The organism is Kineothrix alysoides (assembly GCF_000732725.1).
In the GTDB taxonomy this organism is placed as follows: domain Bacteria; phylum Bacillota; class Clostridia; order Lachnospirales; family Lachnospiraceae; genus Kineothrix; species Kineothrix alysoides.
This window is the reverse complement of record NZ_JPNB01000002.1, coordinates 1,705,299-1,724,395: the sequence shown is the minus strand read 5'-3', so window position 1 is coordinate 1,724,395 and position 19,097 is coordinate 1,705,299. Positions and strand designations below refer to the sequence as shown.

Below are 19,097 nucleotides of genomic sequence, written 5' to 3'. Positions count from 1 at the left end.
ATGTTTATATCCGCCTCAATACCGCTCCAAATGCCCATAAGACGAAATTGTATATGCTATAGGGTAAAGACAGCTTCTCTTCCCTTCTGTACAGGTTCCAGATTCTCTTTATTGCCGCAAGCTTGTTGGAAGAAAGGGATTTTCCCGGTCTTCTGTAGATTACGAGCACCTCGTTAAGCCCATAAGCAGTATGTCCATTTCTTAGGATTTTCCACCAAGTCGCCATATCCTCGCTCTTCACATCGGGCATTTCTATCAGCAGTCTATCGATTTTTTCCGTATCGAACAACACCGTGGAAGTAAAGATTACAGTCCTCGAAAGAGCCTCCTTATAGGTAAGAGCCTCCGGCACCGTCACTATCTTGCCGGTTCCCTTCGCCTGCTCATCTCCGAATTCATAGCCGGTAAAAACAAAAGCCGCCTCTTTCTCCTCCATAAACCGAAGTTCCTTTTCCAATTTCGCAGGAAGCCACACATCATCGGCGTCCAAAAAGGCGATAAAGCGTCCTTTTGCACTGGAAATCCCTGTATTGCGCGCCTTTGCCGCCCCTTCATTTTTCTCCTTCGCAATCAGGTGAATTCTCTCATCCCTGCGGCAAAAGGCCTCTATTTTCTTCCTGCCATCGTCCGCAGAGCAGTCATCCACCAGCAAAAGCTCCCAATGCCCATAGGTCTGACGGCATACCATTTCAATCGTATCTTCTATATATGCTCCGGCGTTATATACCGGCACAATAATGCTGACCAGCTTGTCCATCAGACTTCCCTCTAAAAATAATTGCTATAACATGTTGCCTATATTTCTTCCTTAACAAGATAAATCGGCCTTTTTTTTACTTCCATGTACGTCTTAGACAAATACTGTCCGACGATTCCGAGGCAAAAAAGCTGTACGCCGCTCACCAGGGATATGATACATACCAGAGAAGGCCAGCCTGAGGTAGGATCACCGAATATCATCTTACGCACAATGATTACAATGATAAATAAAAAAGCGAAGCCACAGAACAACACTCCCATAATCGACGCGATGGCAAGAGGCACCGTGGAAAAGGCGGTAACTCCGTCGAGGGAATATATAAACAGCTTCCAGAATGACCACTTCGTCTCACCCTTTTTGCGCTCGATATTTTCATATTCCAACCACTTCGTCTCATAGCCTACCCAGCCGAAGATACCTTTCGTAAAGCGGTTATACTCCGTCATGGAAAGAATGGCGTCCACCACATTCCTTTTCATTAACCGATAATCTCTCGCTCCATCCACGATTTCCGTACGGGAAATGCGGTTCATTATTTTATAAAACAATCTGGCAAACCAAGAGCGGATGACGGGCTCGCCTTTTCTTGTCACCCTTCGCGTTGCCACCGAGTCATAGCCTTCGTCGATATATTGAAACATCTCCGGTAAAAGCGAAGGCGGATCCTGCAAATCCGCATCCATCATCACCGCATAGTCTCCCCGCGCTTTCTTAAGTCCGGCATAAATAGCCGCTTCTTTTCCGAAATTTCTGGAAAAAGACAAAAGATGCGCCCGCGGGTCTTTGGTGTTCAATTCCTTTACCTTGTCCGCCGTTTTATCCTTAGAGCCGTCGTCGATATAAAGAATCTCTATATCCAGACCCCTATTCTCCAAAAACTGCTCGTTCTTCATCAATTCATTGTAAAAATCAAAAATATTTTCCTCTTCGTTATAGCAGGGAACAATTACGCTAAGCAACTCCATTTCATACCTCTTTTTGTCCGCGTTTTTCATGCCGTTACTGTTCACTCCGTTCTCAGCAACGCATGATTTCTACATGTAAATTCGCTCCGCGAAGCAGAAATCATCTCTCGAATCACGTTCTTACATAGCTTAACAGCAAGTGTTAAGCTACTGTGTGAACAGTAACTTCATGCCGCTTATATACGGTACCATTCTATCATATATTTCCAAAAATCACAAGAAAGTGTAAAAGGAGTTACTAAAAGGATGACCGAAGCCATCCTTTTGCTTTTTGTTTTATAGTTCACCATTTTCCATATCCAGATTTATTTTATCTGCAATCTGAGCGATATATTCGCTGTTGGTAGGCCTGGTCTGGCCCGTCAATATCGAATAACCGAATAATTCCTCAAAGGTTTCGGGATTTCCTCGCATCCAAGATACCTCGATGGCATTACGAATAGCTCGCTCCACCTTCTGGTCCGTCGTCTTGAACTGCTTTGCAATCTCCGGATATAAAAGCTTCGTCACACTTCCTACCACTTCCATATCCTTTTTCGCTATAATAATTGCCGCACGCAGGTAATGGTATCCCTTTAAATGTGCAGGCACTCCCATATCGAGCATTATTTTGGTTACGTGTTTTATCAATTCTGCATCTCTTAATCCGTCAATATCCACGATAAAATTCCCCACATATTATATATACAATTTCTTATATTGTTACCGAAGCCCGCTTATTCCGGCAATTTCCTGCAAAATTCATCATACCATATGCCGGTTTTTCTGTAAACCTTAAAGCGTCGCGTGGCTCCCCAAACGCTATACTTACAAGTATTCCGTCTTGCCCTGCTCTTCCAGAATCTCCACTATTTTCTTCACATCCTGCGCTTTATTTTTGTCGCAGACCAACAACGCATCCTCTGTCTCCACAATAATGATATTGTCCAATCCGATAGTGGCAATCAGCTTATTCCTTCCATAGGCAATGCAATTTTTGGAACCGATATGGATCTGTTCCCCGTAGACTACATTATTATTTTCGTCCGCATCATACAGTGTATCCAGAGCGTCCCAGCTTCCAACGTCACTCCAGCCGAAGTCCCCCTCCAGCATAATTACATTATCCGCCCTCTCCATAATTCCATAATCCACAGAAATCTTCGGAATGGTCGGGTATACTCTGTCGATAGTTTCCTTCTCCTTATCCGTGCCGATAGCTTCTTCAATTTCTAAAAGACATTCGTATACGTCGGGCAGAAGTTCTTCGAAATATTTTAGTATAACAGAGGTTTTCCATACGAACATTCCGCTGTTCCAAAGATAACAGCCCTGCTCCAAGTAGGACTTTGCCGTAGAAAGGCTGGGCTTTTCCACGAAATCGGCTACCGGATACGCCGTTATGCGCTTGCCGCTCTCTTTGCTTATCGCATGGCCAACTTCCTTCATCTTTTTGTTGTACTTAATATAGCCGTAGCCAGTAGCCGGATTCGTAGGCTTGATTCCTATTGTCACCAGCCTGTCCGTCTTTTCCGCCAGCTCCATTGCATAATCCATAACCTCTGCATATGCGGTGCCGTTTTTGATGTAATGGTCCGATGCCAGCACACACATCACTCCATCTCCGTACTTTTTACGGATTTCCACCGCAGCATAGCCGATGCACGCCGCCGTATTTCTGGCCGTAGGCTCAGACAGAATATGCTTTGCCTCAAGCCTTCCCTCCGTCACCTTCTCCATTAAATCTGCCTGCACTGCGTTCGTAACGATGTAGATGTTCTCCCCCCGGACGCTTTTTTTAATCCTGTCGATAGTTTCATTTACCATCGTATCCTTACCCGTGAGATTTAACAATTGCTTCGGTACTTCCCTGCGGCTTAAGGGCCAGAATCTGGTTCCGCCTCCGCCCGCCATAATTATGCCGTATCTTTCCATGTCGTCGTTTCCTTCCGTTATTTATCTTCCATCCATTCTTGCGCTGTCTATGTTTTCCTTAAACCACTCGTACGCCAGCCTTACGCCTTCCTCTAAATCCACCTTGTGATTCCAGCCCATAGCATGGAGTTTATCCACATTAGTGAGCTTTCTGGGCGTGCCGTCCGGCATGTCCTTGTTCCATACGATTTCCCCTTCGAATCCTACCGCACGGCAAACAGTCTCTGCCAGCTCCCTGATGCTGACTTCCTTTCCTGTTCCTATATTCACATGCTGCTCGCCGCTGTAGTTTTCCAATAAAAATACACAGGCATCCGCCATATCATCCACATATAAGAACTCCCTTAACGGACTTCCCGTTCCCCACAGCTCCACGGAAGAAATGCCGTTTACCTTAGCCTCATGAAACTTGCGGATCATGGCAGGCAATACGTGAGAATCTTTCAAATCGTAATTATCGTGAGGGCCGTACAGGTTCGTCGGCATGCAGCTGATAAAATCATCTCCATACTGAATCTTAAAATACTTGCACATTTCCAGACCTGCTATCTTCGCAATCGCATAAGCTTCATTCGTCTCTTCGAGAGGTCCTGTCAAAAGTGCGTCCTCCGGTATAGGCTGGGGCGCCATTCGGGGATAAATGCAGGTACTTCCCAAAAATAACAGCTTCTTTACTTTATAGTCATGACAACACTTGATAACGTTACACTGTACCTGCATATTCTCATATGCAAATTCTGCAGGCTTCGTATTGTTGGCATTGATTCCCCCTACCTTAGCCGCCGCAAGCACGACCACATCCGGTCTTTCCTCTTCAAAAAAAGCGATAACATCCGCCTGAATCGTCAAATCCAACTCCTTATGCGTTCTTCCTACGATATTCGTATAGCCCTTGGATTGCAGGTTCCTTACGATTGCACTGCCTACCAGTCCTCTGTGTCCTGCCACATAAATTTTATCCGTCTTATTCATTATCTTCTCCATTTCTTTCTTATATTAATTATTATTAATCGCTTATCTTTTTATAACGAAAGCCTTCTCTTATATTCGTTCCCCGTAATGCCATCTCCGCCTTCGCAGGAGAAGAAGGGAACACAGCATAACCTGCCCGATCACCCTCCGAAGGATAGAAAAAGATCAATCCGTCTATTTCATAAGCGGTCATTTCAAAATTCTCATAGTCTTTCTGACTGATCATATAATTACCATCATAAGCCAAGGCAACTTCTTGTCCAAAGGCGTATACTTTATAGCAAGCGGCAAGTCCCAGAACTATATAAACTGCTCTCCAAATATTTTTCCTCTTTATTACATACAGCATCAGCCCTCCAAAGGTCAGCGCTGAGGCAAGCCATACATAGACACATCCATAGCGGATGAGAGGCGCAGAGAAAAGCCAGAATAAAAAGGACAGATTCACCGTCGCCGCCACAAGCAGGAAGTCATACATTTCTTTTTTTCTTTTTATCCATATGACAAGCGTTGCTGCCGCTAAAGCAGGAACCGACAGAACAGCCCCGAAAACAGAGAGCTTATCCACTGCTCCGAGTCCTCTTATCCACTCCGGAAACCATAAGCTTATAGACTCTCCATATTTTGCCGCATCATAAATTCCACGCCCCCATGCCTGTATTTCCTTGGCGTCATAATCAGCAATTCCCTTCGGTATCTTCCAATCCACGGAGAATACATCCAGCGCAGTAAAAGGATAGACCAGCCAGCCGGATATTATCACATTTCGAATGAAATAAGGTGTGATAATAATGACCCCCAGCCCTATAAAAGAAAAGATTCCCTGAAAATTTCTGCTTTTTATGAGCATAGCCGCCGGCTTTACCACCAACAGCAAAATGAGCGCTGCCGAAAGCTTCAGGCTCATGGCATAGACCGCCGTAAGGCTCAAAAGCCCATATGGAATCCATGATTCCACTTTTTCCTCCGATAAATCCAAAAAACGGATGACAATATAGAAAACAGTGAGTACCATAAAATAATCCGAGGCCGGAGATATCATTTCGTCGAAGATAATGAGCAGGTAATAAATACAAGTTATCCGCACAAAGTCAGAAAGAATCAGCCGCCTCCGCCGGAAGGCCTCTGCGATTTCTCCGCATATCTTTGCTAACATAAGTGCAAAAAATCCTGCCATGCAGTGGTAGGATTGTATTCCTAAAAAGGAAACGCTAAAAAGAGCCGATAAGCTGAACGCCGAACTGTTATAAGCCAGTCTGCAGTGCAAGTTTCCCAGTCCCTTAACTATGCCGTATTCCTCTATCCAGCGAATGCTTTGAGCATGGTAAAGTCCCGTATCATAATGGATAATGCCTCGCGAGGTCCCATAGGCGAACAGCAGGAACAAAAACAGACACCCCGCCGCCTTTTTCCATGTAACAGTCTGCTTAGCCTTAAGAAGCTCCTTAAAAAGCTCCTTTCGAAAAATTGCAGATGTAATAACGCATAAAAGGAGAAGAAAGAGGTTCGCCGCAAGACCAATTTTATAAAATAAGCTGAAGAACTGAGCGTACACCGTAAGCGCCACAAGTCCGGCCATACAATAGTCGGGTATTTTCAGCATGTGCCAAAATGCCTCCGATGCTTCCATTCCATTTCTGCCCGTACAAAACCGCCCGATACCCTTCAGTACCAAAAAACCCGTCAAATACGCCGTCAGAAATACATACAAGAAGATCAGACAAACCGAAAGCATATATCATACCTCACATTGTGTTATTTTGCTATTCCATTAGCGAGTATACTATTGTATAATGCAAGTGGCAACCTACAATATTGCGTCAAAATGGTAAAATATTGCTGCCGCTATATTGGGGTTTCATCCATGCCTTGAGAAACACTAAAAACCGAGAAAGGAAAGCGACTTATGGCCAAATCCACTTCTGACCGTATCATTTCGACACCCACCGCCTACGCCAAAGAGCATTATCTTCATGTGCAGGAGGTGGGCACACTGCAAAGTCTGGAGCCCCATATCAGCAAGCGGCAGAATCTTAACTCCTATCTGTTCTTTGTGGTACTGGACGGATGCGGAGAGGTTTCCTATGAAAATAAAAAATATCCTATTTCTGCCGGAAACTGCGTCTGGATCGACTGTACGCGCCCTTATTCACATGAAAGCAGCGCTAAGGACCCCTGGAGCCTGATGTGGGTTCATTTTAACGGTGCGGAGGCAAGAGCACATTACGATAATTTTATCCGTCATGGCAATTCCTTTCTGTTTCGCCCCAGAAACCTCGTAGACTTTACCGACGCTCTCACGTTGCTTTATCGGACACAGCAGACAAAGTCTGTGTTCATGGAAATCACTTCCAACAAATACCTTACTGATATTATCACCCTCTGCTTCACGGAAAGCAGGCAGGAACACGACGGAGAGTATTCCATTCCCGAAAAGCTCATGCAGGTACATTCCTATTTGGAACAGCATTATAACGAAAAGGTCACTTTGGAAAAACTATCCGAACATTTTTTCATCAGCAAGTTCCATCTCTCTAGAGAGTATAAAAAAATATACGGGATCACACTGTTCCATGACCTCACCGCCAAGCGCATCTCCCATGCGAAATCCATGCTGCGCTTCAGCGACGATTCCGTAGAATCCATTGCCGCAGCCACAGGCTTTCAAGACGCCGGATACTTTATAAAGGTATTTCGCCAATCGGAAAATATGACACCGCTGGAATACCGTAAAAAATGGTAATCTAACAAAGAATCCTTCGCCGATTACCATTATCTTTCCTTATAAATACATCAATACGGCAATTCCTACGCCAAGCAGTGCCCCCATTAATACCTGCAAAGGAGTATGTCCCACGAATTCTTTAAGCTTGTCTTCCACACTCATCTCCTTGCCCATATGTATGAACATCTCCATCATTTCGTTGAGAACCTTAGCCTGTATGCCGGTTTCTCTTCTGACGCCCATGGCATCGTACATGACAATGATGGCAAATATTGCTGCCATGGCAAACTGGAAGCTCCCTCCTCCATATTCAAAGCCTGCTGCCGTCACGAGGGCACACACCGTCGCAGAATGAGAACTGGGCATACCGCCGCTTCCTATCAGGCGTTCTGCCACGAACTTACGGTTAAACCACATATGTATGACCGTTTTCAGCACCTGCGCCACAAGCCAGCCGGTTACTGCGGCCATAAAAACGCGATTATAAAATAAATCTTCTAAAAATTCCATTTTTTGTAACCATAGTCCTTTCAAAGTCCAAAGACTTCGGGCTTATGCCCGAAGCTCTGACCGAAATTTTTTATTTAGAGACTTTGCATATACCTCTCAATTGCATCGTGCCAATCGGCAAACCGGAAATCGGAGGTAAGCCTGAACATATAATTCTCCAGAATAGAATATGACGGCCTCGGTGCAGAGGCAGGATTCGCCGTCTGATACTCCTGCGTCGAAATTTCCTCCACTGCGGTCTTCTTACCCGCAAGCCTGAATATTTCCTTGGCGAAATCGGCCCAATGGCAGTAGCCCTCGCAGGTGCCATGGAACAGACCGTAATTTTCACTGGGAACCAAATAACAAATCGCTTTTGCCAGTTCCTCCGCGCTTGTAGGAGTACCGAACTGATCGCCCACCACCGTAACCTTATCGGTCTTCTCCGATAATTGCAGCATGGTCTTCACAAAATTCTTCCCTTCCCCATATAACCATGCGGTACGGAGAATAAAGTAATCCTTCGCAAATTCCTTTACGAAATTCTCCCCCGCCAGTTTAGAAGCACCGTACACTCCCTGTGGTCCCGTAATGTCGAACTCAGTGTAAGGCTTGTCTGCTTTTCCCGAGAAAACATAATCCGTAGATACCTGAACGAGCTTCGCTCCTGCTTCTGTGGCCGCAACGCTCAAGTTGCGGGGACCGATGGCATTAATGCGATACGCGTTATCCACATCAGTCTCACAGGCATTTACGTTCGTATACGCCGCACAGTTGATAATCGCATAAGGCTTAACCTCTTTTACCAGTTTCATCACTTCATCTATATTCGTTATATCGAGCTGTGCAACGTCCGTATTAATAAGCTCGATTCCTGTATTTCCTTCGTATTGCTTATTGATGGCAATTCCCAATTGCCCGTTGCAGCCGGTCACTATTATTTTTTTCATATTCAGAACAATTCTCCTTTCTAATCCGGTGGCTTTGCGCTAATCCGGACATTATCATAATACAACCCGCAATTCAAATATGCAAGTAAAGTTTCTTGTTCGTTAATAGGAAAGTGCCCCCATTAACGAAAAGTAGACGCGCAGCTGCGCGCGGAACAAAAGCTGTGCTGCCGAAGTACAACAGTCCCTTTTAAACAGCGAAGTAAATATATGTTACATTTCTGTAATAAATTCTTAAGATTTTTGTATATATTTTTCACTTCTCCCTAGTGACTCCGTCAATATAATATGCTATAATTTGCCTTGTGGTGCTTCTGGTGGGATTTGTGCGCGTTATTTTCCGATTCTAAGCCCCATTTTATTTATGAAAGCGAGGATTATACATGAAACGATTACAAGTACTTCTTCTTGTCGCTTTATCCTCCACTCTCTTATTAACTGGTTGTGGTAAAAAAGAAGAAGTTGAAGAGCCTGTCGTTGCACAGGTCATTGAACCCCAACCTGAATTAGAGACGGATGAGACAGGTGCCAAGGAAGAAACAGCTACCGATGATGATGTGCCCCCTGAAGAAGGCATGGTCAGAAGTACACTTACCAACGAATGGATAGATGGAGATTTAGAGGATGCACGTCCCATTTCCATTATGGTTCCCAATGATTCATCAGCACTTCCGCATTATAATCTTTCCAAAGCGGACATCCTTTATGAATGTCCCGTAGAAGGAAGCATAACGAGAAGCATGGCTGTCATTAAGGATTGGGAAGGATTGGACCGTATCGGCAATGTTAGAAGCTGCCGCGACTATTTTGTATATTGGTCTTTTGAATGGGATTCCATTTACCTCCATTTCGGCGGTCCATTCTACATCAATGATATTGTAGAGAAGGCTGATACGGATCATATTACAGGATGCTCCTACGGCGACAAGAGAACCGATGCAATGTTCGAAGGCGCTTTTTACCGTGCTACCGACAAAAAGGCTCCTCAGAACGCATACGCCAGCGCAGATGGAATCAACAAGGGTATCAGTAAATTCGGATATTCCAAGACATACCGCGACGGTTACTACAATGCAGATCACTTTAAGTTCGCTTCTTCAAAAGCACCGAATACTTTGGAAACATATAGCGATGCAGTTACAGCAAAGGAAATCAATATGAAGCCTGCGTATCCGGTAACCAAGACTTCCTTTACTTACAATGAAGAAGATGGTTTGTACTACCGCTCCATGTACGGCAAGCCGGATGTAGATGCTGCTAACAATGAAGTACAGCTTTCCTTTAAGAATGTACTGGTTCAGTTCACATATCATGAGGTAAGGGACGAGAAAGGCTATCTGGCATTTCAGGTACACGATACCACCAGAGATGGCTACTACTTTACAAATGGAAAAGGTATCCATGTAACGTGGAAAAAGACTGCCGACTATGAACCTACCAAATATTATGACGATAAAGGAAACGAAATCCAGATTAATACCGGAAAAACAATGATTTGTATTGTAGAGGAAGGCGACTCGTTCGATGTTGACGGAGCTTCCCTTCAGTCTGACGCAAAATAAAATACTTATTCTATTCCATATAAAAAGGCTTGCAGATTTACGCAAGCCTTTTTTATATCTTATATCTTGATTTATGTTTCAAATCCCAAAACTTTTACTTATTTTTTTCCGCCTATTCCCAGGCGGTTTACCGCCGAGAAAATAGCCCTTACGGATGCCCTTGTAATATTGGAGCTTACACCGACGCCATAGGTAACCATTCCGGTATCGGAATCCAGCAGATGGATATAGGCTGCTGCCTGGGAATTGGACCCACTTTGCAGCGCATGCTCTTCATAATCCAATATCTTCATCTCTTCCCCAATAACCTCCTGGAGACCGCGTTTTACTGCATCGATGGGGCCATTTCCTACCGCTTCAAAGGACTTTTCCACCCCATGATCGGTATAGATGACCATAACTCTTGTATCGAATTCGGAAGTAGTTTCTCCGCTCAAGTCGTCCACCTTCAGTCTCCTGAAATGAATCGGCTCCTTCCTTTCCAGATATTCCTGTCTGAACTGCTCCATAATCTGGTCTGGAGATACCTCTCCCTGCTTCTCTGAAATTGCCTGAATGGTCTTGGCAAACTCCTTATGCATTCCCTTCGGCAGCTTGAAGCCAAAATACGTATCCATAACGAAGGCGACACCCCCCTTGCCTGACTGGGAATTAATTCTTACGATCGGCTCGTACTCTCTTCCGATATCGGCCGGATCGATGGGCAGATAAGGCACCTGCCATATCTCGCTGTTTCTTTCCTTCATCGCCTTTACACCTTTGTTGATGGCATCCTGATGTGAGCCGGAGAAGGCAGTAAATACAAGCTTTCCTGCATATGGGTGTCTTGGATGAACCGGAATCTTGCAGCATCTTTCATACAATTCTATCGTCTCACCTATTTTATCCACGTTCAGTTCAGGATCAATTCCCTGCGAAAACATATTATAAGCTATATTCAATACGTCCACATTACCAGTCCGCTCGCCATTTCCGAACAGAGTGCCTTCCACGCGCTCTGCGCCCGCTAATAGTGCCAACTCCGTGCTTGCCACTCCCGTTCCCCTGTCGTTGTGCGGATGAACGCTCAGAATAATGCTTTCTCTATTCTTAAAATGACTGTCCATCCACTCAATGCGATCAGCATATACATTGGGGGTAGTCATCTCCACAGTAGACGGCAGATTAATAATAATCGGCTCTTCCTTGGTCGCTCCCCACGTCTTCTGAACTGCCGTGCATATATCCAATGCGAAATCCAGCTCCGTACCGGTAAAGCTTTCCGGAGAATATTCCAGAATAATTTTTCCCGGGAAAGTCTTCGCCCTTTCTTTTACCCACTTCGTTCCCTGAACCGCAATCTCTATGATCTGCGCCCTTTCCATTCCAAATACCACATCCCTTTGCAGCGTGGAAGTGGAATTATAAATGTGTACGATTGCCTGTTTGCAGCCTGCAATCGCTTCGAAAGTCCTCTCGATCTGCTCCTCCCTGCACTGTGTGAGCACCTGTACCCTCACGTCGTCGGGTATCATCTTTCGATCTACGAGCTGACGCAAAAAATCATACTCTATCTGACTGGCCGCCGGAAACCCAATTTCAATATCACGAAACCCAAGCTTGATTAAATATTGGAACATCTCTATTTTTTCTTCCACTACCATCGGATCAATCAATGCCTGATTGCCGTCTCGCAAATCCACACTGCACCAGTGGGGCGCTCTTTGAATTTCTTTATTCGGCCACTTCCTTTCCGAATAATCCATGACTGGATTGCGCTGATATCTTTTATAATTTAACATAGCCATACCTCCCTCTATATTTATAACACACTTTGATTATCTTTTATGTAATAGGAACACTGCACAGCTTTTGTTCCGCGCGCGCAGCTGCGCATCGTTGGCCCGAAGGGCTTTTTATATCATAGGAAGCAATACTTTCAAACATTAAAGCAACAAGGTCTTTCCTATGATATAAAAAAACCGGCTCGAAGAGCCGGCTATTTTTCAGCTATGTAGATTTATTCCCCAAGACCGCTTTCAATAGCATGAACCAAAGACTTAAGTGCCACTTCCTCATCTTCGCCCTCGCAAACAAACTCTATCTCATCGCCACACTTTACACATGCTCCGAGTACGCTGAGTACGCTCTTCGCATTTGCCGTATTCTCTCTGAATGTGAATGTAATTAATGATTTAAACTGCATTGCCTCTTTGCATAGGATGCCTGCCGGTCTTAGATGTAGCCCTGTGGGGTTTTTAATAACTACCTTTTGGCTTACCATACCTTTTTTCCTCCAATTTCATATGCTATTTAACGAATGGCATACTTTCCACATACATACTATATCATCTTTCCCTGCACTTCTCAAGTATCTTCTTCGCTTTTGTGCTATGTTATGTTACTATCCGTTACTGTCCACTCCGCTCTCAGCAACGCATGAATTCTGCGTGTAAATTCGCTCTGCGAAGCAGAAACCATCTCTTAAATCACGTTCTTACGCAGCTTAACAGCAAGTGTTAAGCTACTGTGTGAACAGTACTACTATCATCCTTCCATCCCGCAGAGCCAAAATTACTCTCTATGCAATTTTGCGAGGGCTGCAAGCACCAAAATGCAGTTTTACAGCATGATATTCTGAATCAACTCTGCGAGCTTTTTCGCTTCCTTATCGATTTGCTCCTTGTTCTTTCCTTCAATCATAACACGAACCATAGGCTCCGTACCGGAAGGCCTGATAAGTACCCGTCCCTCGCCGGCAAACTTCTTATTCAGTTCATCGATGGCATCAGCTATCTCCGGATAATCCATATAATTTTCTTTTTTATGATTCGGCACCTTTGCGTTAATAAGCGCCTGAGGCATAACCTCCATTACTTTCGAAAGTTCAGACAGCGGCTTTCCCGTCTCCACCATAACTTCCAGCAGATGAAGCGCGCTCAATAGTCCGTCCCCCGTCGTATTTTCATCCAGGAAAATAATATGTCCCGACTGCTCTCCCCCGAGGCTGGCACCGATTTCCTTCATACGCTCTAACACATAACGATCGCCTACCTTTGTCTGTTCTATCTTGATCTTATTCTCCTCACCCATGAGGAAAAATCCTAAATTACTCATAATGGTAGCTACGATAATGTTTTTCTTCAGCTTACCTTTATTTTTCATATGGCTTCCGATAATTGCCATAATCTGGTCTCCGTCGATCATATTTCCCAGTTCATCCACGGCCATCAGTCTGTCCGCATCCCCGTCAAAAGCGAGGCCTACATTAGCTTTTTCATATACGACACGGGCTTGAAGTTCTTCCATATGAGTGGATCCGCAGTTGGCATTGATATTGGTTCCATCGGGATTGTTATGAATAGCTACGACCTCTCCACCCAATTCTTTAAGAGCTTCAATAGAGGTATAATAGGATGCACCCTCCGCGCAGTCCGCGACGATCTTAAGTCCACGAAAGTCCACACCTACGGCCTTCATGGAATGATTGATATATTCCTCCCTCGCATCCGTACGGTATTTGATCTTACCTACGCTACTGCCGGTAGGAAATTTCACATCTTTCATCCCCCCCCCTATCATCTCTTCGATTTCATCCTCCAGAGAATCCGGGAGCTTATAGCCATTGCCATCAAAAAATTTAATTCCGTTAAATTCCACAGGATTATGAGATGCGGATATTACTACACCTGCATCCACCTTGTATTTCCTCGTAAGATATGCTATCGCCGGCGTAGGGAGGATTCCTACGTACACGCAATTCGCCCCTACGGAGCAGGCTCCTGCCATTAGCGCATTCGCCAGCATATCTCCGGACATACGCGTATCACAGCCTACCATTATTGTCGGTTTATGCTCGTTTTCTTTTGTAAGGACATATGCGCCTGCCTGCCCGAGCTGCATCGCCAAAAGCGGTGTCAATTCCTCGTTAGCAACTCCTCTTACACCATCCGTACCAAATAATCTGCCCATGTAAAGCCTCCTGTCGAATACTTATTCTTTTTCTCTTATATTTAATCTTACCGTAACGTTTTCCCTCAGACCTACATTTTCAGGAAGATTAAAGGATAGAGGTACATCCCAGTAACCCTCTTCCACTTCCTCGATAATTCCTCTTTCCCGCAAATCGGCGATGTCTACAGTTCCTCTTATTTCGTCACCGTTTATGCTATTTACATCGGCGGAAAGCCCAATGACCTGAATGGGGAATTCATTTTCAAAGGTCGACACCTCACCCTCATAGCCCTCCGGCATGTTCAAAATCGAAATATAATCTTTAGAAACGATGAAGTTTCTGGCAATTACCGGTTCGATATAGACCGTTACCGCCACGTTTCCGTCAAATTTCTTATCGCCCAGCTCCACATTGCCCGGCAGATATTCTCCCACATTTATAGTCGTTACCAGATTTTCGGTAAGTCCCGCAATATCCAGAGAAGTATCAGGAATATCCAGCGAAGAAATATTTTTCAGCATACTGCCTTTTCCTGCCAAAACGACGGATGCAGGCGTGCTGCTCACTACACCGGTCGCCCGGTATCCGTCAGCCGGTGTTCCCATTACGGAGAAGTTCAACGGAACTTCCTTGGTTGCCAGTATCTCCACATTAACACGCACTGTACTTATATTAAGAGTAAGATTCGTCTTAGGTATTTCCACGTCATTGGCATCATACAGCTTGATTTCCTCCACCGTACCGATATCGCTTGTAAAACCGGTTACCGCCACGCTTACCTCAGCCTTATTGATTCTGGATACGATAGACTCCGCTCCCGATACCCTCACAAGGTTCTGCTCCGTCGTAACGTCACCAACCATATATCCGTCTCCCACGCTTCCAGTATAAGTCGCTCTCAGCGCCAGACTAATGCTTTGCTTATCTTCGATGTTCAATTTTACACTATCGATATTTCCTGTTATGCTGTCTAATCTGTCATTATATTTATTGGTTGACAACCTGATGCTTATCGTATTAAGGCTCGTCAAGTCATTCATATCAGCCACCGCAACAACATTTTCCTTGCTGATCGTATCAATAATTGATCTGGGAGCCACTACGGTCACCGAATCTATGATGTCGGTCTCGTCCAATATTTCGTATACCTTTCCCTGACTGGTAATCGCATCTGCATTCTGGATAACTACGGGAATATTGGAGAACTTTGACGACGTTGCCGGATCGTTTATGTTGGTTACAAGGAGCCACAGAATAGCTGCGAAAAGGACCGAGCCGATTTTCAGGACAAGATTGCCCGTCAACTTATTTTTCATTCTTTGCCCTTCCCTTCCAAAGCTTTCGCTTCTTTTCGTCTAATGGCTTATTCTGGACAATGTGCAGTTTTTCCTTCAATGAGTCTCCATCCAGACTGCGGTATAGACTGCCCTCATATGCCACACTGATTTTTCCGGTTTCCTCCGAAACGATAACCGTCATGGAATCCGTAGCCTCCGAAATTCCTATTGCCGCCCTATGCCTCGTTCCCAGCTCCTTGCTAAGTTCCATATTATCGGATAATGGAAGGTAGCATGTAGCCGAAACCACTCGATTTCCGCGTACAATAACTGCACCGTCATGAAGCGGTGTATTATGCTCGAATATATTCACTAATAATTGGCTCGAAACGATGCCGTCCACTGCTATGCCGGTTCTCTCATATTCCGCAAGGGACTGTGTCTGTTCCATTACAATGAGCGCTCCTGTCTTCACCTTCGCCATCTCTACACACGCCTTGACAATCTCATTGACCGTACGGTCAGAGAACAATCCCTCCTCCGGCTTGCTTGGTTCAAAAGGAAAAATAGAAGAAATAATGTTCTTTCGCCCTAATTCCTCCAGCGCCTTCCGAAGCTCGGGCTGCAATATGACGATAATTGCCGTTGCCGCTATTCCCACCACATTTTGTGCAATCCACAAAATCGTATTCATATTGAACACTGCGGCTAAAAATAAAAATACAGCAATTACCACAACGCCCTTTAAAAGAGACCAAGCTTTCGTGTTTTTTATCCATACCAAAATATGGTACACCAAAAAGGAGATAATAATTATCTCCACGACATCAGTCCACCTGATACTGGGCATGCGCTTGAAATAGGTATCTACGATCTGTGTAATCTGCTGCATCTTAATCATTCCAGTCTTTTATAATATCCACAATCCACATCTTCCATTCACTATCTTTTGGCAGAACTTCTTCCCTCCACCATTCTAGCTCCCTGTGACGGCCTCGTTCTCTTCTGCGAATTGATTTGTTTCACCTTACGCTCAGGCGTTGCTACGGTGACCTTAGGCACCGCTTTTACATAATAATAATATTCGTCGTCCTCGAACTGCACTTTCTCCGTCCGGCTATAATCCACGTTGAATTCGAAGAACTGGATTACCACCGCGATAAGAGCCGAGACAATCGTTCCCACAATGATTCCGCCAATCGATACATTAGTCTCGAACATCAAATCGCCTACTAATAGAATCATTACATTCACCAAAGCACCGGCAATGATAGCGATCGTCCACGAATGGTCCATGGAAAGCCTTCGAATCAAATATACGAGAATAATTGTTGCCGTAAAGGCTGCAAGGGTTACGATCATCCCTTTATTGTTTAAAATTCCGTCGATTAAATACCGAAACTTTGCTGTAATCTCTTCCGTCTCCATAGATGCCAGTGCGGTATCGCTTTGTCTTATGTATGCAATTAAATAATATACAATCACACCGCATGCCGCCGACACTGCGGAAGCCGGTGTGCTAAGCAGTCCCATGGCGATAGGAATCACATAAGGTATTTTCAGTGAAAAGCAGATGGGAGTAAGAACTACCACCAGCATATCCTTAGGCGAGAACCTGAAATACAACAAAAACATAAGCAGAAAAAGCGCCAGAGCCACTACTGCACACTCCAGGGAAAGTGCATATAAATGTCCGATTACCAACGCTGCCGCCGCTATAATGACGAAATTAGCTGGCATGAAAGAACACATAAGTGCCAATACCAATACTATTGCTATATTATCAATTTTATTCATGTATCCAAGATTGGCGTTTACTAACAAAAAACAAACAAAAGAAATCAAAAACTTAAACAGTGGTATCAGGTATACTTCATATCTTCCATAAATTCTTTTTAAATATTGCTTTGCTACAAGTAATGATGTCATAATAATTTCCTTTCAAGGCCGCATAAGCCCCGTACTACGTCTTATCATACATACCGGTCAGCCTGTTAAGGTTGCTCATATACAGCTTCATTTTCTTTTGGGCTTTTGCGTACCGATAGGAATATACCGCGTATGAAATAATGGCGTATATTCCTATTACAAACAGATATTTAACCAAAATCGATTTCCCGAACTGGAACAAATCCATCTTGTAAATATCCGTCATAAAAATTTCAAAATCATAAAAAATATACATCCCGAACATGATTCCAAAAGCTATCGTTCCATAGATTGTGGACTTCAGTACTTGAAACCAAACATAGTCTCCACGAAAATAGTTCATGACGGAAGCATTCTTCTTCCCTTCATGCTCTTCGTAGGATGCCATCTTCGTCATCAGGATGACCCTTTCTTTATTCAGCATAATTTTCTCCTAGCGATCCAAATATCGCATTCCGGCCTTTTCTTCCTTTTCCTTCTTCTCCGGCTTTAGTTCAGGTTCTTTCTTATATGCGGTCTGCAAATGATTTACCATTCCAGCCTTGCACTTCTCACAAAAACGTCCGCTGCGTATTATCGTACCGCAGTTCTCGCATTCCAGGCCTGTTGGGGAATCCGACGAAAATTCCAGCCTCTCATCCCTAAGCCATTGCTTAATCTGCTGGGGCGTCACGTCACACTCTTCCGAAACCTCTGCGATTCCGCATCCTTTGTGCTCAGATATATATTTTTTCACTTCCTGAAACTTCACTTCCAGTGCTTCTCTGCACTGCGGACAGATAATCGGCCCCATGGCATAGTTAAAAAGCCTCCCGCATCTTCTGCAATTGCGTACATCCATTTATTCTTCCTCCCAATCATAACCCCTTACCGATAGCTAATGACGCATAGTAAATATTTGCAATCCCTTTTTTTTGCAATTCATATGCGACTGCATCGATTGTACTCCCGGTTGTATAAATATCATCAATAATTACAATCGTATTTAATTTTACATCATTTCTACAGATTTTAAAAGCCTTTTTCAAATTATTTTGCCGTTCACCATCGCTCAGATTCTTTTGCGGAGCCGTTTTTTTGCACCTCTTTATCAAATCTGACCTCGTAGGAATACCGGTTTCCCTGCTAAGCCGCTTTGCCAGCACCTCTGCCTGATTATATCCCCGCGCCCGCATTCTCGAAGAATGAATCGGCACCGGAACAAAGGCTTCCGGCTTCCATATGCGAAGATTGTCTTCCAAATGCTCTGCCAGCCTCTTAGCAAAAAAATCCGCATATCCCTGCCGTCCTTTGTATTTGAAACGGTAAATGGCAGCAGACATGCTCTTATACTCAAACAGTGCCGTGCCGCTCTTATAATAATGCTGTTTTCGCGCACAGTCATAGCAATACTCTTCTTCCTCCGCCAAGGGCTTGCCGCACTTGGCACAGACGTCCCCTCCGATATACCTGACCTTCCCGCAGCAGCTTTCACAAATAAGCTCATGGGAATATCCGGTTAAGCCGTCACAGACCGGACAATGTCTCGGATAAATAACATCCATCAGTCTGTCCATAAAATAATTCATCTTTGCAGAATCGTTCTTGTGAGCAAAGTTATCCTTGTTTCCACTCATATAT

At 44.4% G+C, this 19,097-nt stretch carries 19 protein-coding genes; 2 read left to right on the top strand and 17 right to left on the bottom strand.

What is annotated here, in order from left to right; all coding sequences use genetic code 11:
* Positions 1–4 precede the first annotated feature (4 nt).
* The 6 genes from CC90_RS0118940 to CC90_RS0118915 all read right to left on the bottom strand — a co-directional run bounded on the left by CC90_RS0118940 (position 5) and on the right by CC90_RS0118915 (position 6,346).
* A complete protein-coding gene (locus tag CC90_RS0118940; RefSeq protein WP_031392284.1) occupies positions 5–757 on the bottom strand; it encodes a glycosyltransferase family 2 protein in 753 nt (250 codons plus the stop codon).
* Positions 758–795: 38 nt separating this feature from the next.
* Complete coding sequence (locus tag CC90_RS0118935; protein ID WP_031392283.1) at positions 796–1,725, bottom strand: glycosyltransferase family 2 protein; 930 nt, start codon at positions 1,723–1,725, stop codon at positions 796–798.
* A 276-nt stretch (positions 1,726–2,001) separates the two neighbouring features.
* Complete coding sequence (locus CC90_RS0118930) at positions 2,002–2,385, bottom strand: sporulation initiation factor Spo0A C-terminal domain-containing protein (protein WP_242843338.1); 384 nt, start codon at positions 2,383–2,385, stop codon at positions 2,002–2,004.
* A 147-nt stretch (positions 2,386–2,532) separates the two neighbouring features.
* Entirely contained in the window at positions 2,533–3,639 is a 1,107-nt protein-coding gene (locus tag CC90_RS0118925) for a mannose-1-phosphate guanylyltransferase (protein WP_031392281.1), read from the bottom strand.
* Between the two features lie 21 nt (positions 3,640–3,660).
* Entirely contained in the window at positions 3,661–4,611 is a 951-nt protein-coding gene (locus tag CC90_RS0118920; protein WP_031392280.1) for a GDP-L-fucose synthase family protein, read from the bottom strand.
* Between the two features lie 34 nt (positions 4,612–4,645).
* Positions 4,646–6,346, bottom strand: a complete 1,701-nt coding sequence (locus CC90_RS0118915; RefSeq protein WP_031392279.1) for an LIC_10190 family membrane protein — start codon at positions 6,344–6,346, stop codon at positions 4,646–4,648.
* Positions 6,347–6,517: 171 nt separating this feature from the next.
* Between CC90_RS0118915 and CC90_RS0118910 the strand changes: the two genes are divergently transcribed.
* On the top strand, positions 6,518–7,354 hold the full coding sequence (locus CC90_RS0118910; RefSeq protein WP_035315854.1) for an AraC family transcriptional regulator: 837 nt from the start codon (positions 6,518–6,520) through the stop codon (positions 7,352–7,354).
* A 39-nt stretch (positions 7,355–7,393) separates the two neighbouring features.
* Here CC90_RS0118910 and CC90_RS0118905 read toward each other — a convergent pair whose 3' ends face one another.
* Together CC90_RS0118905 and rfbD are read right to left on the bottom strand one after the other, a co-directional pair.
* Positions 7,394–7,846 (bottom strand): divergent PAP2 family protein, encoded by a 453-nt coding sequence (locus CC90_RS0118905; RefSeq protein ID WP_031392277.1) that lies wholly within the window; start codon positions 7,844–7,846, stop codon positions 7,394–7,396.
* Positions 7,847–7,920: 74 nt separating this feature from the next.
* Positions 7,921–8,775, bottom strand: coding sequence for a dTDP-4-dehydrorhamnose reductase (gene rfbD / locus CC90_RS0118900; RefSeq protein WP_031392276.1), 855 nt, complete (start codon positions 8,773–8,775; stop codon positions 7,921–7,923).
* 383 nt (positions 8,776–9,158) lie between these two features.
* Here rfbD and CC90_RS0118895 point away from each other — a divergent pair, with 383 nt between their 5' ends.
* Positions 9,159–10,337 carry a DUF3048 domain-containing protein gene (locus CC90_RS0118895; RefSeq protein ID WP_035315851.1) on the top strand — a complete coding sequence of 393 codons (1,179 nt, stop codon included), beginning with the start codon at positions 9,159–9,161 and terminating at the stop codon, positions 10,335–10,337.
* Between the two features lie 98 nt (positions 10,338–10,435).
* Here CC90_RS0118895 and leuA read toward each other — a convergent pair whose 3' ends face one another.
* From leuA to CC90_RS0118850, 9 genes are all read right to left on the bottom strand, one after another.
* Positions 10,436–12,118 (bottom strand): 2-isopropylmalate synthase, encoded by a 1,683-nt coding sequence (gene leuA, locus CC90_RS0118890; RefSeq protein ID WP_031392274.1) that lies wholly within the window; start codon positions 12,116–12,118, stop codon positions 10,436–10,438.
* A gap of 218 nt (positions 12,119–12,336) precedes the next feature.
* Positions 12,337–12,600, bottom strand: a complete 264-nt coding sequence (locus CC90_RS0118885; protein WP_031392273.1) for an HPr family phosphocarrier protein — start codon at positions 12,598–12,600, stop codon at positions 12,337–12,339.
* A gap of 338 nt (positions 12,601–12,938) precedes the next feature.
* A complete protein-coding gene (glmM, locus tag CC90_RS0118880; RefSeq protein ID WP_031392272.1) occupies positions 12,939–14,288 on the bottom strand; it encodes a phosphoglucosamine mutase in 1,350 nt (449 codons plus the stop codon).
* A 21-nt stretch (positions 14,289–14,309) separates the two neighbouring features.
* Positions 14,310–15,587: a CdaR family protein gene (locus tag CC90_RS0118875; protein ID WP_031392271.1), complete on the bottom strand. Its 1,278-nt coding sequence runs from the start codon at positions 15,585–15,587 to the stop codon at positions 14,310–14,312.
* Entirely contained in the window at positions 15,577–16,440 is an 864-nt protein-coding gene (gene cdaA, locus CC90_RS0118870; protein ID WP_031392270.1) for a diadenylate cyclase CdaA, read from the bottom strand. The genes CC90_RS0118875 and cdaA overlap by 11 nt, the downstream gene beginning before the upstream one ends.
* 50 nt (positions 16,441–16,490) lie before the next feature.
* Positions 16,491–17,477, bottom strand: coding sequence for a hypothetical protein (locus CC90_RS0118865; RefSeq protein WP_031392269.1), 987 nt, complete (start codon positions 17,475–17,477; stop codon positions 16,491–16,493).
* A 34-nt stretch (positions 17,478–17,511) separates the two neighbouring features.
* Complete coding sequence (locus tag CC90_RS0118860; RefSeq protein WP_031392268.1) at positions 17,512–17,901, bottom strand: hypothetical protein; 390 nt, start codon at positions 17,899–17,901, stop codon at positions 17,512–17,514.
* A 9-nt stretch (positions 17,902–17,910) separates the two neighbouring features.
* On the bottom strand, positions 17,911–18,318 hold the full coding sequence (locus CC90_RS0118855; protein WP_031392267.1) for a flagellar protein: 408 nt from the start codon (positions 18,316–18,318) through the stop codon (positions 17,911–17,913).
* A 16-nt stretch (positions 18,319–18,334) separates the two neighbouring features.
* Entirely contained in the window at positions 18,335–19,093 is a 759-nt protein-coding gene (locus CC90_RS0118850; RefSeq protein ID WP_242843337.1) for a ComF family protein, read from the bottom strand.
* Between the last annotated feature and the right edge of the window lie 4 nt (positions 19,094–19,097).

What these genes read in the sequence shown, in the direction of transcription:
- CC90_RS0118920 (WP_031392280.1), bottom strand. Translation starts at nt 4,611, where the DNA reads ATGAATAAGACGGATAAAATTTATGTGGCAGGACACAGAGGACTGGTA.
- glmM (WP_031392272.1), bottom strand. Translation starts at nt 14,288, where the DNA reads ATGGGCAGATTATTTGGTACGGATGGTGTAAGAGGAGTTGCTAACGAG.
- CC90_RS0118915 (WP_031392279.1), bottom strand. Translation starts at nt 6,346, where the DNA reads ATGCTTTCGGTTTGTCTGATCTTCTTGTATGTATTTCTGACGGCGTAT.
- CC90_RS0118855 (WP_031392267.1), bottom strand. Translation starts at nt 18,318, where the DNA reads ATGGATGTACGCAATTGCAGAAGATGCGGGAGGCTTTTTAACTATGCC.
- CC90_RS0118935 (WP_031392283.1), bottom strand. Translation starts at nt 1,725, where the DNA reads ATGGAGTTGCTTAGCGTAATTGTTCCCTGCTATAACGAAGAGGAAAAT.
- CC90_RS0118875 (WP_031392271.1), bottom strand. Translation starts at nt 15,587, where the DNA reads ATGAAAAATAAGTTGACGGGCAATCTTGTCCTGAAAATCGGCTCGGTC.
- rfbD (WP_031392276.1), bottom strand. Translation starts at nt 8,775, where the DNA reads ATGAAAAAAATAATAGTGACCGGCTGCAACGGGCAATTGGGAATTGCC.
- CC90_RS0118925 (WP_031392281.1), bottom strand. Translation starts at nt 3,639, where the DNA reads ATGGAAAGATACGGCATAATTATGGCGGGCGGAGGCGGAACCAGATTC.
- CC90_RS0118910 (WP_035315854.1), top strand. Translation starts at nt 6,518, where the DNA reads ATGGCCAAATCCACTTCTGACCGTATCATTTCGACACCCACCGCCTAC.
- cdaA (WP_031392270.1), bottom strand. Translation starts at nt 16,440, where the DNA reads ATGCAGCAGATTACACAGATCGTAGATACCTATTTCAAGCGCATGCCC.
- CC90_RS0118865 (WP_031392269.1), bottom strand. Translation starts at nt 17,477, where the DNA reads ATGACATCATTACTTGTAGCAAAGCAATATTTAAAAAGAATTTATGGA.
- leuA (WP_031392274.1), bottom strand. Translation starts at nt 12,118, where the DNA reads ATGTTAAATTATAAAAGATATCAGCGCAATCCAGTCATGGATTATTCG.
- CC90_RS0118860 (WP_031392268.1), bottom strand. Translation starts at nt 17,901, where the DNA reads ATGCTGAATAAAGAAAGGGTCATCCTGATGACGAAGATGGCATCCTAC.
- CC90_RS0118905 (WP_031392277.1), bottom strand. Translation starts at nt 7,846, where the DNA reads ATGGAATTTTTAGAAGATTTATTTTATAATCGCGTTTTTATGGCCGCA.
- CC90_RS0118895 (WP_035315851.1), top strand. Translation starts at nt 9,159, where the DNA reads ATGAAACGATTACAAGTACTTCTTCTTGTCGCTTTATCCTCCACTCTC.
- CC90_RS0118940 (WP_031392284.1), bottom strand. Translation starts at nt 757, where the DNA reads ATGGACAAGCTGGTCAGCATTATTGTGCCGGTATATAACGCCGGAGCA.
- CC90_RS0118850 (WP_242843337.1), bottom strand. Translation starts at nt 19,093, where the DNA reads ATGAGTGGAAACAAGGATAACTTTGCTCACAAGAACGATTCTGCAAAG.
- CC90_RS0118885 (WP_031392273.1), bottom strand. Translation starts at nt 12,600, where the DNA reads ATGGTAAGCCAAAAGGTAGTTATTAAAAACCCCACAGGGCTACATCTA.